The 12,802-nt window shown below is 62.1% G+C and carries 13 protein-coding genes; 11 read left to right on the top strand and 2 right to left on the bottom strand.

Annotation, left to right across the window (positions count from 1 at the left end):
* Positions 1-214: 214 nt before the first annotated feature.
* On the bottom strand, positions 215-1,660 hold the full coding sequence (locus ACTHNR_RS27520; protein ID WP_440552186.1) for a sigma 54-interacting transcriptional regulator: 1,446 nt from the start codon (positions 1,658-1,660) through the stop codon (positions 215-217).
* A gap of 990 nt (positions 1,661-2,650) precedes the next feature.
* Here ACTHNR_RS27520 and ACTHNR_RS27515 point away from each other — a divergent pair.
* The 11 genes from ACTHNR_RS27515 to ACTHNR_RS27465 all read left to right on the top strand — a co-directional run bounded on the left by ACTHNR_RS27515 (position 2,651) and on the right by ACTHNR_RS27465 (position 12,619).
* On the top strand, positions 2,651-2,827 hold the full coding sequence (locus ACTHNR_RS27515; protein WP_440552183.1) for a Flp family type IVb pilin: 177 nt from the start codon (positions 2,651-2,653) through the stop codon (positions 2,825-2,827).
* A gap of 72 nt (positions 2,828-2,899) precedes the next feature.
* A complete protein-coding gene (locus ACTHNR_RS27510) occupies positions 2,900-3,070 on the top strand; it encodes a Flp family type IVb pilin (RefSeq protein ID WP_440552181.1) in 171 nt (56 codons plus the stop codon).
* 86 nt (positions 3,071-3,156) lie between these two features.
* Positions 3,157-3,690, top strand: coding sequence for an A24 family peptidase (locus ACTHNR_RS27505; RefSeq protein WP_440552178.1), 534 nt, complete (start codon positions 3,157-3,159; stop codon positions 3,688-3,690).
* A 476-nt stretch (positions 3,691-4,166) separates the two neighbouring features.
* Entirely contained in the window at positions 4,167-5,003 is an 837-nt protein-coding gene (gene cpaB, locus ACTHNR_RS27500; RefSeq protein ID WP_440552175.1) for a Flp pilus assembly protein CpaB, read from the top strand.
* Positions 5,004-5,166: 163 nt separating this feature from the next.
* Positions 5,167-6,966 carry a pilus assembly protein N-terminal domain-containing protein gene (locus ACTHNR_RS27495; RefSeq protein ID WP_440552174.1) on the top strand — a complete coding sequence of 600 codons (1,800 nt, stop codon included), beginning with the start codon at positions 5,167-5,169 and terminating at the stop codon, positions 6,964-6,966.
* A gap of 37 nt (positions 6,967-7,003) precedes the next feature.
* Positions 7,004-7,300, top strand: coding sequence for a hypothetical protein (locus ACTHNR_RS27490; protein WP_440552172.1), 297 nt, complete (start codon positions 7,004-7,006; stop codon positions 7,298-7,300).
* Between the two features lie 56 nt (positions 7,301-7,356).
* A complete protein-coding gene (locus ACTHNR_RS27485) occupies positions 7,357-8,565 on the top strand; it encodes an AAA family ATPase (RefSeq protein WP_440552170.1) in 1,209 nt (402 codons plus the stop codon).
* 26 nt (positions 8,566-8,591) lie between these two features.
* Entirely contained in the window at positions 8,592-9,965 is a 1,374-nt protein-coding gene (locus ACTHNR_RS27480; RefSeq protein WP_440552167.1) for a CpaF family protein, read from the top strand.
* 19 nt (positions 9,966-9,984) lie between these two features.
* Positions 9,985-10,962, top strand: coding sequence for a type II secretion system F family protein (locus tag ACTHNR_RS27475; RefSeq protein ID WP_440552164.1), 978 nt, complete (start codon positions 9,985-9,987; stop codon positions 10,960-10,962).
* A 25-nt stretch (positions 10,963-10,987) separates the two neighbouring features.
* Positions 10,988-11,962, top strand: a complete 975-nt coding sequence (locus ACTHNR_RS27470; protein WP_440552162.1) for a type II secretion system F family protein — start codon at positions 10,988-10,990, stop codon at positions 11,960-11,962.
* Positions 11,963-12,619, top strand: coding sequence for a methyltransferase family protein (locus ACTHNR_RS27465; protein WP_440552160.1), 657 nt, complete (start codon positions 11,963-11,965; stop codon positions 12,617-12,619). It begins immediately after the preceding gene.
* Here ACTHNR_RS27465 and ACTHNR_RS27460 read toward each other — a convergent pair.
* Positions 12,616-12,802 (bottom strand): Hsp20/alpha crystallin family protein (locus ACTHNR_RS27460; RefSeq protein WP_440552158.1); only part of this gene is annotated, 187 nt, incomplete at its 5' end. The two genes, ACTHNR_RS27465 and ACTHNR_RS27460, sit on opposite strands and share 4 nt — an antisense overlap.

Here is a 12,802-nt window from a genome sequence, read left to right as displayed (position 1 = left end):
CACGGACAACGCCAAACGTGCAATGAGAATGATTCCCGAATCGACGGCACGCGTCATGTATCTTTTCCTCCGAATGCGAATGCGCAAAAAGAAACGCGCGCCTCGCGGGCGCGCGGACGTCGAAGGTCAGGATATGCGTTGCCGGCGCGTTTTCCAAGCGCCGTGACGGCGGCGCGCTTGCCGGAGCGGCGCTGCGGCAGGCCGCTTAGCGGCCTTACGGCGCCATTTGCTCGATGCCGCGCTGCGTCGGCTCCGCGGAGCACGGATCGATGTCCGTCAGCGCACGCGGCGGGCGCTGCGCCGGCGCTTCGTCGCGCAGGCCGATCGAGTTGAGTAGCCGATACAGCGTAGCGCGAGAGATGCCGAGCTCGATCGCCGCGCTCGAGAGGCTATAGGCATGGCGCGCCAGTGCTTCGCGCACGGCCGCGCGCTCGGCGTCGCACCGGATTTCGGCCAGCGTTCGGCCCATTTTTGTTTCGAAGTCGGGCAGGCCGAGATCCGCTGCGGTGATGAAACGCCCTTCGGCCATGACGACGGCGCGGCGGACGCAATTGATCAGCTCGCGCACGTTGCCCGGCCAGCCGTAATTGAACATCGCGGCGATCGCGTCGCTCGAAAACCCTCGAATCTTACGCGCACCGTCGCGGCGATAAAGCTCGAGCGCGTAGTGCGCGAGCAACTTGATGTCGCCTCCGCGCTCGCGCAGCGGCGGCTCGTTCAAACGAAGCACGCAAAGACGGTGATACAAATCCATGCGGAAGCGCCCTGCTTCGATGGCGCTCGTCAAGTTCACGTGCGTCGCGGAAACGATGCGCACGTCGACCTTGATCGGCCCTGTTCCACCGAGCCGCTCGATCGTGCCTTCCTGCAGGAAGCGCAGCAAGACGGCTTGGCATTCGTGCGGCATATCGCCGATCTCGTCCAGGAACAGCGTGCCGCCCGCGGCCGCCTCGATTCGGCCGATCTTGCGCTGCAACGCACCGGTGAACGCCCCGCGCTCGTGGCCGAACAACTCGGATTGAAGTAGCGACGGAGGGATCGCCGCGCAATTGATCGCGACGAACGGCTGCTTGGCGCGTGCGGAATGGTCGTGGATCGCGCGTGCCGTCAGCTCCTTGCCCGTGCCGGATTCGCCTGCGATGAACACCGGCGCCTCGTTGCGCGAGCACTTATCGACGCCGCGGTTGAGCGCCTGCATCGCCTCGCACTGGCCAATCATCGTGCTGGTCGGCGCCGGCGGCTTGTCGTGGCTTTCCGTATTGCGTAGCGCCCAGAGCCCGTCCGCATGGCCCATCAAAATCGTCAGCCGCTCGTCGTGGCAAGGCAACGTCACGAAATCGAAGCAGAAATCGAGAATGAAACGGCGTACCGGCGGGTGGTCGGCCTGGCCAGGCCGCACTTCCGCAATCCAGGCGACGTCGCTGGGCGAAATGCACGATTCGAGTTCGGCCAGCTGCTGCGAACTGCAATCGACCGGCAATTGCACGAGACCGACGTGAATGGCGCCGCGCTCCACGGCGCGTTGGACTTGTTGGGGTGTCTTCGCGTGAACGACGTGCCACCCCGCTGCCACGAGCTGGTCGACACACTCGGTGTCGGGCGTGAGCGACACGAAAAGGACGGTGCGCTCCGTTTGCAGCGGATTGAAAGCGGTACTCATTTATTACCCCCGTATCGAAACACGAGCATTGCCGTGAGGCAGCTTATCTCGTCGAATCGAAGCCATTTTTGATCTTGATCAGTGTGTCTGCGCGCTCCATGCGCCTACCTACTGTTCAACATCGCGTCGGCACGCCGTCTCACGCGGCGTTGCCAGCCATCACGCATCGGCGCGCAACCGGATATGACGATCGAATGTCCCCGGCCGAATCGTCAGACCGCATTGTTCGCCCCCACCCCGGAATCTCTCTTTCAAAGCGTCGTGCAGGTAGGCTATCGCGCTTAATTTCGTTATGCAATGCAACATAGCCCTCGACCTTACGAATTACTATAGGAAAAAACGCCATCGGGCCGAATACCGAGTCGCGGTAGTTTTTACCTCTTCATGTGAGGCACGCCACATAACTGGCCAGAGCCGCCGCTGGATGCGGCGCCGTCTCAACAATGCGACATCCGCGACACGTCGATTTTTCCGCTGTCGACCCTTTCAATTCCTTCGGCACGGGCCAGTAATTTCCTTGTCGGTTCAATGCTGTCGCTGCGTCGCGGCAATAGCCCAATTGATCGCGAACGCTCGTTCGATGTGGTCGTACTCCGCGGTGTATCGATTGAAGCGACGTTTCAGAAACGAAACATCCCCCATTCCGCAGCCGCCAAAACCGCCCCGGCGCGCCGACACGTGTCTTATCCGGCAAGGGTTTGCGGCCCCATGGCATACCCATTGCCTTATTGGCCCACACAGAAATTCGCCGCGGCCCGGACCGTTGAATGGGCGGCGGCAGCGAACTTCGGCGAAGGCCCGCAATACGAAAAATGCGGGCTGTTCGACGGGGAAGCGACGGGGCCATCGACGTGCGATGCGTGCGATGCGGACAACGAGCGATGCGTCCCGTGCAGGTTGTCGTTCGATTAGGACGACTAAGCATGCTGCGGCTAACTTCGACTGCCGCGGTTTTTTTGGTTGATTTCAACCTCTCTATCGGGGGCAAACATGAGCAAGCTTCAACATTTCCTGCGCGAAGAAGACGGTGCGGCCGCTATCGAATACGGCCTGCTGGCTGGGCTGATTGCGGTGGCGATCATCCTGAGCGCACAGGCGGTGGGCGTTAGCCTGCAGGGCATCTTCGGCGCCGTCAACACTGCGCTGACAACCGCGGCCGCAGGCTGATCGCACGAAGGCGGTCTCGGGCGCCTTGCCGCGCTCGAGACCCGCACGCCATAGACAGCTCCGGGGGAAGACATGAAAAAGCTGCATGCATTTGTGCGCCATGAAGAGGGTGCGGCGTCCATCGAATACGCCCTTTTGGCGGGCCTGATCGCCCTCACCATCGTTTTGGCGGCCACGGGGGTGGGCACCAGCCTGCAAGGCCTATTCGCAGCCGTCTCCGCGGGACTTGGTCTCGCCGCGTGAAGCGAAACACGCCAAGAACACGAGCGCTTCGCTCCATCAGCGGCGAAGCGCCCTTTTGAATTCGAGAGCGACCAACGGGGAATGCAATGAACACAGTGCTCTTTCCGACCGGCCCGTGCGTCGTGGCGCTAGTAGTCATCGCCATGTCGTATGACCTGCATGCGCGTCGGATCCCGAATTGGCTCGTGGCCATCGCGTTGATTGCGGCGCTGCCGATACAGATCGTTGCCAATGGGTTGCCGATAGGCCCCATTTGGTGGGTCACCGGCGCATTGACGGGCGGCTTGTTACTCATGCCAGGGTACCTGATTCGCATGCTCGGCGCCGGCGACGTCAAATTGATGGCGGCTGTGGGCGCGCTGCTTGGGCCGCGTGCCGCGCTTGAAGCTGTGCTCCTCGCAACTGCGATCGGAGGCGTGCTCGCGTTCTTCGCGCTGATGCGCAAGCGCAGGTTGCGCAGGGGCGTGGCAGGCGCGATGTCGATGTTGATCGCGATGTCCGCCGACAGTGCTACGACCAGCACGGCGCACGAGCGCGATGCTGGATTGACTGTCGGTTCGTTGCCATACGGAGTCGCCATCGCGATCGGATCGGTCATTACGTTGATCTTGAACGTATAAGCGAACGAAGCTTGAATTTGGACTAGCAGAGGGCCGAGAGAGTCGATCAAAGCCGAACCGAACGTCACGCACCGGTTACGAAGCCGCGACGACAGTGACAACGAGAAGCCGCGCGCGGGAGGTCGACGCGGACATCGAAGGACAGCGGTCATGCACACGAGAGATGCGCGGAGCCGCTTGTCCAAAGCACCGCTCGCCGGAAGGCGGGCTTAGTCGGGGGAAATGCAATGGGCACGAACGCCAAGCGGACCGCTAATGCGGCGGTCACGACACATCAAGCTGCAATCGGCACGCACGCGCGCCGTGCGCATCCGCAACGCGGGCCCGCGCCTCGTTGCATCCCTCCCCCGAGCTTTGATCTTTGACACGCCGCGGCGACGCCGCACGGGAAACGATTGATAGACGCCGCCTCGACGCGCATTACCGGCCACTTCATAGGCTTGGGATCGCCAAGAAGCAACCGATAGGTGAACGACATGAAAAACCTTCGCGCATTGATGATGCTTCTCATCGCCGCAGCGGCCGGACTGACGGCCGTCGTATTTGCATCGCGCTGGATGATGGCGCAAAGCTCGAGTTCGACGACCAAGGTGGTCGTGGCGACGGCCGATATCGACCTCGGACAACGGATCTCGCCCGAGTACGTGAAGACCATCGACTGGCCTGCCGGCAGCGTGCCGCCCGGTGCTTTCCATGAGGTGGGCAAACTCGACGGGCGCGTGTTGAAGGAAACCGCGATGCGCGGCGAGCCCATCCTCGAGGGGAAACTTTCGCCGCAAGGGTCGACCGGCGGGCTGTCGGCCGTCATCGATGAAGGTAAACGGGCAATCACGGTCCGCGTGAACGATGTCATCGGCGTCGCCGGCTTCGCACTGCCGGGCAACTACGTCGACATCATCGTCAATACGCAGAAGGACTCAAACGCGCAAAACGCGCAGAACGAGCAGAAGATTTCGAAGATTGTGCTCGAGCACATCCTCGTGCTTGCGGTCGCGCAGGAAGCTGGCCGGGATGAAACGAAGCCCAAGGTCGTCGACGCCGTCACGCTTCAGGTCACGCCCGAACAGGCCGAGAAGATCGATCTCGCGCGCAGCATCGGCACGCTCTCGCTCGTGCTGCGCAACCAGATCGATCGGCAGGATCCGAACACCGACGGCGCGACGCGCGCTTCGTTGCTCAAGCTTCCGCAGCCCGCCGCACCGGCACCCGTGCATTCCGCACCCGTCAAGGTAGCCGCGCATCGCGCACCCGCTGCGCCACGCGACTGCGTACATGTGATCGATGGAGCGAGCAATTCACAGGAATGCTTCTAAAAACCACACGCATCGATCGTTCTGGCCGCCAACGTCTTGACCAACGTTGCATCGGCAGCCGCTGAACGAAGGACCGATACAACGCGACAACGCAAGCGCCGCGTCGACGAACGCGGTGCATAAGCGAAATTTGCATCACTTCTTGCATCACCGGGGGAACGACATGAAGACTCGATTCGAACGCCTTAGCCGCGCGCCGCACCGCGCCCGTGTGCAGGCTTATTCGCAAGCGCGCGTACGCTTTTGGAAGACTCGCGCTTGCGGCATGGCCGGTGCGCTGTTTTTCAGCGTGCTGGCGAACGTTCAGGCCCAGCCGGCCGCGGCAGCTGCTGCGGCCGCCCCGCAAGCGGCAGCGCGTGAGATGCCGTTCGCCGAGCACGGGCCGAATTGCGTCGGCGAAGTGGCAATGCATAGTTCCGTTGTCGTTCCGCTCGGCAAGTCGACCATGGTGGCCCTGCCCGAACCTGTGCGCACTCGCACCGTCGGCAACCCAGCGGTGGTGCAGGCGATGCTCGTATCGCCGCGGACGCTCTATCTGCTGGGCACGGACATCGGCACGACGAACATGATCGTACAAGGGCGCAGTGGCTCGTGCAGCATCGTGGACGTCGTCGTCGGCACCGATCCAAGCGGCCTTCAGGCGGCCATCACCGACCTATTGCCTACCGAGACTGGCATTCAGGTCAAGGTCGCGGCCGATACGCTCGTGCTGACCGGCACAGTTTCGGATGCGGTCAAGGCCCAGCGGGTGATCGAACTTGCGAACGCATTCGCACAGCGTCCCGCAAAGCCGCTCTCGACCCAAACCAGACCGGGCGCGCCCGCCGCAGCTGCGCCTGCCGCGGCGCCAATCGCCGCCGGAGCCGCCTCCTCCGATAGCCCCACGCCGCTGCACGTCATCGACATGATGCACATCGCGGCTCCGCAACAGGTGATGCTCGAGGTCAAGGTCGCCGAGGTATCCAAGACGTTGATCGACGAGCTCGGCGCGGCGCCCAACATCCAGGGCGGGTTCGGCAGCTGGAGCGTTGGACTGCTGGCCGATTTCCTATCGGGCGGGATGAGCGCGCTCGCACTCTCGAAGGCCAACAACAAACCGTTGAGCCTGCTGCTCGATGCGGAGCACGACGATCAGCTCGTCAAGATGCTGGCACAGCCGACATTGATGGCGATCAGTGGTCAGGAGGCGAGCTTCCTGGCCGGCGGGAAGGTCTTCATCCCGGTGCCGCAGAGCAATAACGGCAACGGCTCGACAACGATTACTTTGAAGGAAGAAGAATTCGGTGTCGGCCTGAAATTCACGCCCACTGTGCTCGAAAACGGCCGGATCAACCTAAAGGTAGCGCCGGAGGTATCCGAGCTGTCGCCAACGGGCGTCACGGTCACGGCGTCCAACAGTAACCTCAGCTCGATCCTGCCGCTCATCACGACTCGGCGCGCTTCGACCACGGTCCAGCTAAACGACGGCCAAAGCTTCGCCATCGGCGGCCTGCTCAAGGACAACATCACCGGCACCATTAAGGCGATTCCGGGCGTCGGCGAATTGCCGATCCTCGGTGCGTTGGCCCGCAGCACGAACTATCAGAACGACAAGACCGAACTCGTGTTCGTCGTCACCCCGCGTCTCGCCAAGCCGTTGCCGCCGAACTACCCCCTGCCGACCGATCACTTCGGCAAGGTAGGCGAAGCAGGCGTATTCGCGACAGGCAACATGGAAGGCCATGCACCGGCTACGCCCGCGGCGCCGGCCACGCCTTCGGCGCCCGTCAGCGCGCTGCCCGCGCCATCGACGCCGGCGTTGCCCGCCCCGGATGCGCAACCTGCCACGGCGGCACCGCTCGACGCGACGACGCCGCCCGCCGTCCAAACGTCGCCCGTCGCCTCTGCCGACCCCGTCGCCACGCCGTTGCCGGACGCGAGTACCAAGCTCGCCGACGATCACACGGTCGCGTACACCCATTGAGCGCCCGCGCGTTACGACCAAGACATCGGAGATCAACATGAAGATCCAGAAAATCGCGCTTCGCTTAGCGCTCATCACCGCCGGGGGAGCATTGCTCAACGGATGCATGAGCTCCACGCCAGTTTGGGACCGCACGTTCGGCGACGCCGTCAAGACCGTCACGGCAATGCAGGTGCTGAACCCCTCTGCGTCGGCCAACAACGATCCAGTCGCCGGCATCGATGGCACGGCCGCCACGGCATCGCAGCAGAACTACGGCAAGTCGTTCATGGCGCCTCCGCCGCCGACCAGCGTCTTCACGATTGGCGTAAGCGGCTCCGGCGGTTCCAACTGAAAGCGACACAGCCAAGACAAGCCCTACGCCGCCTAGCGGTAAAACGAGGTAATGCCATGCTCGACATCCTGTTGATCTCGTCAGACGACGAGCGCGCCGGTCGAATTGCCGCGCTCGTCGGCCAGGAAAATGCCGGCCACCGGTTGCGCACGATTCGAGCCGCCGCCGCGCGGCTGCCCGAGTACCGCGAAGACGCCCAGAAGGCCGACCTCCTGATCATCGATGACGTGCATCTCGAGCACCGCGATTTGGCTGCGGTTGAAGCCATCGCAGCCAGCGCGCCCCGGCTCAGCTCTCTGCTCGTGACACCATCGTTGTCGCAAGACTGGCTCGTCGCGGCCATGCGTGCAGGCGTACGGCACGTGCTGTCTTGGCCTATCGACGAAGCGGCGTTTACCGCCGAGTTGTCGCTCATCGGTGAAAAGAAGTCCGCCGGCGCCGGTCGGGAGAGCCGCATGCTCTCCTTCGTGTCGCCACGCGGCGGCAGCGGCACGACGCTCATCACGATCAATCTCGGCTATGTGCTCGCCCGCGATCGTGGCAAGCGCACGCTCATCGTCGATCTGAGCCGCCAGTTCAGCGATGCGCACTTGATGTTGGCGGACAAGCCGCCGGCCGCGACGATCGTCGACTTGTGCTCCCAGATCGATCGGCTCGACGGCGCGTTCTTCGACGCGTGCGCCATGCACGTGCATCCGAACCTGGACGTATTGGCGGGCACCAGCGATCCGATCAAGGCTGCCGACCTGAGAGCGCCACAGGTCGAACGGGTCCTTTCGTTCGTGATACCGCGTTATGACGTAGTTCTCGTCGACCTCGGCCGCTTCGTCGACCCGATTTCGATGCTGGCGCTCGATCGCAGCAGCGACATCGGCGTCGTGCTGCGCCAAAGCATCCCGCACCTGCATACGGGCCGCAGACTCGTCGACATCCTACGAGAACTCGGTTATTCGAGCAGCAAATTGCGCGCGTTGATCAACGAATACGACAAGAGCGCAAGCGTCGATATCGCGACGCTCGAAAACGCGCTCGGCGTGCGCATCGCGCATAGGTTGCCGCGCGACGACAAGCATGTCGAACAAGCGATCGATCAAGGCATTCCGCTGCTCGAAGTCGGCCGATCGAGTGCGCTCGCAACGAGCATCGACACATTCGCCGATGCGCTTTGGCCCAAGCCGCTCGATGCCACGAACGGCCTCTTCTCTCGCCTATTCACTTCCAAGCCGGCAGCGGCGTCGATGCGCACGCTGAAAACCGAGTCCTGAACCTTTGAACTATCTCGGAGATAGCCATGTCCTTGCGTGAGCAATTGATGATGCAAAGCGGCGTCGTCGCATTCGACGCGGCGGGCTCGGCCCCAGCCTTCTCAAGCGACGTGCGCGGCGGCGGCCAGGGGTATCAGCAGCTAAAGATGCACGTGCATCAAACGATCATTGAGCGTGTTGAGTTGGATAAGCTTCAGCGTCTGACGCCCGAGCAGGTGACGCGCGAACTCGGCCAACTCGTGGAGCGAATCGTCGAGGAAGAAAAGATTCCACTGAACGAAACGGAGCGACGCCGCCTCGCGCAAGACGTGAATCACGAAATGTTTGGCTTGGGACCGCTCGAACCGTTGCTCGCCGACCCGACCGTGAGCGACATCCTCGTCAACACGTGGCGGCAAGTCTATGTTGAACGCCGCGGCAAGCTCGAATTGACAGACATCACGTTCTTCGACGATGCACACCTGATGAAAGTTATCGAGCGCATCGTCTCGCGTGTCGGTCGCCACATCGACGAATCGACACCGATGGTCGACGCACGTTTGCCCGACGGCTCGCGCGTGAACGCGATCATCCCGCCCTCGGCAATCGACGGCGCGCTCGTTTCCATTCGGCGCTTCGCCGTCAATCCGCTGACGGTCGACGACATGGTCCGCAACCGGACCTTTACGCCCGCCATCGCACGCCTGTTCGAAGCGATGAGCAAGGCCAGGCTCAATATATTGATTTCTGGAGGTACCGGCAGCGGCAAGACGACCCTGCTGAACCTCATGTCCGGTTTCATCCCGGCGGACGAGCGCATCGTCACGATCGAAGACGCAGCGGAACTTCAACTGCGTCAGCCGCACGTGCTGCGCTTGGAAACGCGTCCGCCGAACATCGAAGGAAAAGGCGAGATTCCACAGCGCGCGCTCGTGCGCAACGCACTGCGGATGCGCCCAGACCGAATCGTGCTGGGCGAAGTGCGCGGCGCCGAAGCGCTCGACATGCTCCACGCCATGAACACCGGGCACGAAGGATCGATGGCGACGCTGCATGCAAATACGCCGCGCGATGCCCTGACCCGCCTGGAAAACATGGTGGCGATGGCCGGTTTCTCGCTGCCGATCAAGGCCATGCGGCAACAGATCTCATCCGCGATCGACGTCGTCGTGCAGGCGGCCCGTCTGACCGACGGGACTCGGCGACTGATGAGCATTCAAGAGATTACCGGCATGGAAGGCGAGATCATCAACATGCAGGAGATCTACACGTTCAAACGCACGGGCGTGAATGCGGAAGGCAAGATCACGGGTTACTTCTGCGCCACGGGCGTGCGGCCAAAGTTCTGCGAGCGATTGGCTGCATTCGGTGTGGCGCTGCCCGACGATCTGTTCGATCCTTCCCGCCGCTTCGAGGCGTGACCGTCTCAAGGAGAGCGCCATGAATACAACGTTTCTTACCTTCGCCGTCTTGCTGTTTCTGGCAACGGTGCTGGCGATCGAAGGGATACACCTTTACTGGATGAGCCATTACGGGGCGCAAGCCAAGCGCATCGCCGCACGTCTCGAATTCAGTTCCACCGCCAACCAGGGAGGCGGCCAGCCGCTGTCGATCCTCAAAGACCACAAGTTGAGCGACTCGCAGTGGCTAGTGCAACTGCTCGCCGACGTGCCGGGCGTGCATACGCTCGATCGCGCGCTGAAGCAAGCGGGCATGAAGATCACGGTAGGCCGTTTCGTCGGCTACACGTTCGCCTGCGCCGCCATGGGCCCCGTGCTTGGCGTCTTGCTATCCCTTAAGGTCCCCGTCCAGATCGCGATCGGCTGCGCGTTGGCCGTGGCGCCCTGGCTGACCGTGCGCCGCAAGCGTAGTCAAAGGTTGAAACAGCTCGAGCGCCAATTGCCCGACGCGACCGATTTGATTGCGCGCTCGCTCAGAGCGGGACATTCGTTCGCGAGTGCACTCGGCATGCTCGCTGACGAAATGGCCGAGCCTCTCGGCGCGGAATTTCGCACCGCCTTCGACGAGATCAATTACGGCGTTTCGATGAACACGGCGCTGCACAACATCACTGAACGCGTGCCGCTCGACGACCTGCGGTACTTCGTCATCGCGGTGCTGATCCAACGCGAATCGGGCGGCAATCTGGCGGAGATTCTGACCAACATCGGATACATCATTCGCGAGCGGCTGAAGCTCTTCGGAAAAGTGCGCGCGCTATCCGCCGAGGGGCGTCTTTCCGCATGGATCCTGGCCCTGTTGCCGTTTGTCATCGTCGGCATACTGGCTGTGCTCAGCCCCGGGTTCATCAAGATCTTCTGGACGGACCCCTCGGCCGAGAAACTCGCGTTCATCTGCGTAGGGATGATGGCGGTCGGAATTTTGTGGATGCGCAAGATCGTGCGCATTCGCGTGTGAGCTCACGGACACCTTAGGACCGATCATGAAAACCGAACAAATCGTCTTGCTCGCGGGGATGTTCTTCATTGTCTTCGGCGTCGTCTTTCGAGCAATGCAACTAATGCGGCCCGATCCGTTGAAGCGCCGCATTGAAGGTCTCTCGATGCCGCTTGCGGGGCAAGCCGGCTCGCGCACAGGCGGCCTCGATGCGCCGGACGACAATAAATGGGGCGAGCGAATCGCTCAGATGTCCAGTCGAGTCGCGAAGCTTTCTCTGCCGAAGGATGACTGGGATCGCTCGGCGTTGCGTCGCCGCTTCATGCACGCTGGGTTTCGCAGCGCATCGGCCCCCGCATACTATTTCGCGGCGAAGACCGTACTTGCGCTTGCCTTGCCGGCCGCTGCACTTGTTTTCGCAGCCCCAAAATTTTCGGCCGGACATACTTTGTCCGCGCTGTTCGTTTTGCTCGGCGCGTCGGCGTTGGGTTTCTATGGCCCGAGCGTCGTTTTGTCACGGCTCACCGCCAACCGGCAACGCTCCATCATAGAAGCGCTGCCTGACGCCGTCGATTTGATGACGGTATGCGTCGAAGCGGGGCTGGGTCTCGACGCTGCGATGCAACGCGTCACGGAAGAACTCGGCGCGAAGAGCCCGACGCTGAAGAACGAACTCGAACTCGTGCTGCTCGAATTGCGCGCTGGCTCGGGCCGCGAGAAAGCGCTGCGCAACCTAGCGGCTCGCACGGGGGTCGAGGATATCGACACACTCACGACCATGCTAATTCAGGCCGATCGCTTCGGCACGAGCATCGGCGATTCGCTGCGCGTCTATACCGAAAGCATGCGCACGAAGCGACGTATGAAGGCTGAGGAACATGCAGCGAAGATCGCACTGAAGCTGCTGTTTCCGTTGATCTTCTTCATCTTCCCGACACTGATCGTAGTCTTGGTCGGGCCGGCGGTTATCCAGATCGCTCGTCAGCTTCTGCCGACGATGACGCACATCAGCGGAGGTTGAATGAGCTCGCTCCATGACGATTCGGTCGCGCGGCCACAGGCGATCGACAAGCATTTGATAGCGGACATCTCGTTGAGGGCCGCAACCGCCGTAGCCTTCGCTGTATTCGCGATTTCGGCCGTCTCGCATTGGCTGGCCGCACCGACGCGCATCACCCTGCTGTTGCTGGTCATTGCCAACTGCTTTACGACAGGGTTGGTGCTCGTCGCACGCACGCCGGTACGGCGAGACTGGCGGCCACTAACCTTGCTGTGGTCACTGGGAGGCACTTATGCATTCCTCTTCTACAACTTGAACGGGGGCATCAAGATCGTGCCCGAAGCCGTCGGGGCGCTTCTGCAAGTGGGCGGCATAGCCTGGCAGCTCTTTGCGAAAATCTCGTTGAAACGCTCATTCGGCATCCTGCCTGCTAACCGTGGCGTGGTGTCGCGCGGCGCCTACCGATTCGTTAGGCATCCGATGTATCTCGGCTATTTCATCACCGACGTCGGCTTCCTACTCACGAATTTCTCGCCGCTTAACTTCACGGTCCACGTCGCTCAGTTGGCATTTCAAATCGGCCGCATCATCCGAGAGGAGAGGATGTTGGAAACCGATGCGGCCTATCGCTGCTATCGCAATACCGTTCGATATCGGCTGATACCGTTGGTGTTTTAACGCCCCGACGTGACCTCGATCCGCCGCGGCAACGCGGCCTCGCGCCGCGCAATCCGCAACGTCAACACGCCATCTTGCAGGCTCGCGTCGATCTTCGACGTATCCAGATCCGGGCTGATCGAAAACGCGCGAGCATAGCGCGGCGTGCGCACCTCGCTGTGCGTCACGCTCATACCGGCAGGC

The sequence above is a fragment of the Trinickia sp. genome, from assembly GCF_051954495.1.
Classification (GTDB): Bacteria; Pseudomonadota; Gammaproteobacteria; order Burkholderiales; family Burkholderiaceae; genus Trinickia.
Note: the sequence above shows the minus strand (reverse complement) of the source record. Positions and strands in the feature narration are given on the sequence as shown.

Excerpts from the sequence above, each read along its gene's own strand:
- ACTHNR_RS27520 (WP_440552186.1), bottom strand. The coding sequence starts at position 1,660 with ATGAGTACCGCTTTCAATCCGCTGCAAACGGAGCGCACCGTCCTTTTC.
- ACTHNR_RS27475 (WP_440552164.1), top strand. The coding sequence starts at position 9,985 with ATGAATACAACGTTTCTTACCTTCGCCGTCTTGCTGTTTCTGGCAACG.
- ACTHNR_RS27480 (WP_440552167.1), top strand. The coding sequence starts at position 8,592 with ATGTCCTTGCGTGAGCAATTGATGATGCAAAGCGGCGTCGTCGCATTC.
- ACTHNR_RS27515 (WP_440552183.1), top strand. The coding sequence starts at position 2,651 with ATGAGCAAGCTTCAACATTTCCTGCGCGAAGAAGACGGTGCGGCCGCT.
- cpaB (WP_440552175.1), top strand. The coding sequence starts at position 4,167 with ATGAAAAACCTTCGCGCATTGATGATGCTTCTCATCGCCGCAGCGGCC.
- ACTHNR_RS27495 (WP_440552174.1), top strand. The coding sequence starts at position 5,167 with ATGAAGACTCGATTCGAACGCCTTAGCCGCGCGCCGCACCGCGCCCGT.
- ACTHNR_RS27490 (WP_440552172.1), top strand. The coding sequence starts at position 7,004 with ATGAAGATCCAGAAAATCGCGCTTCGCTTAGCGCTCATCACCGCCGGG.
- ACTHNR_RS27470 (WP_440552162.1), top strand. The coding sequence starts at position 10,988 with ATGAAAACCGAACAAATCGTCTTGCTCGCGGGGATGTTCTTCATTGTC.
- ACTHNR_RS27510 (WP_440552181.1), top strand. The coding sequence starts at position 2,900 with ATGAAAAAGCTGCATGCATTTGTGCGCCATGAAGAGGGTGCGGCGTCC.
- ACTHNR_RS27465 (WP_440552160.1), top strand. The coding sequence starts at position 11,963 with ATGAGCTCGCTCCATGACGATTCGGTCGCGCGGCCACAGGCGATCGAC.
- ACTHNR_RS27485 (WP_440552170.1), top strand. The coding sequence starts at position 7,357 with ATGCTCGACATCCTGTTGATCTCGTCAGACGACGAGCGCGCCGGTCGA.
- ACTHNR_RS27505 (WP_440552178.1), top strand. The coding sequence starts at position 3,157 with ATGAACACAGTGCTCTTTCCGACCGGCCCGTGCGTCGTGGCGCTAGTA.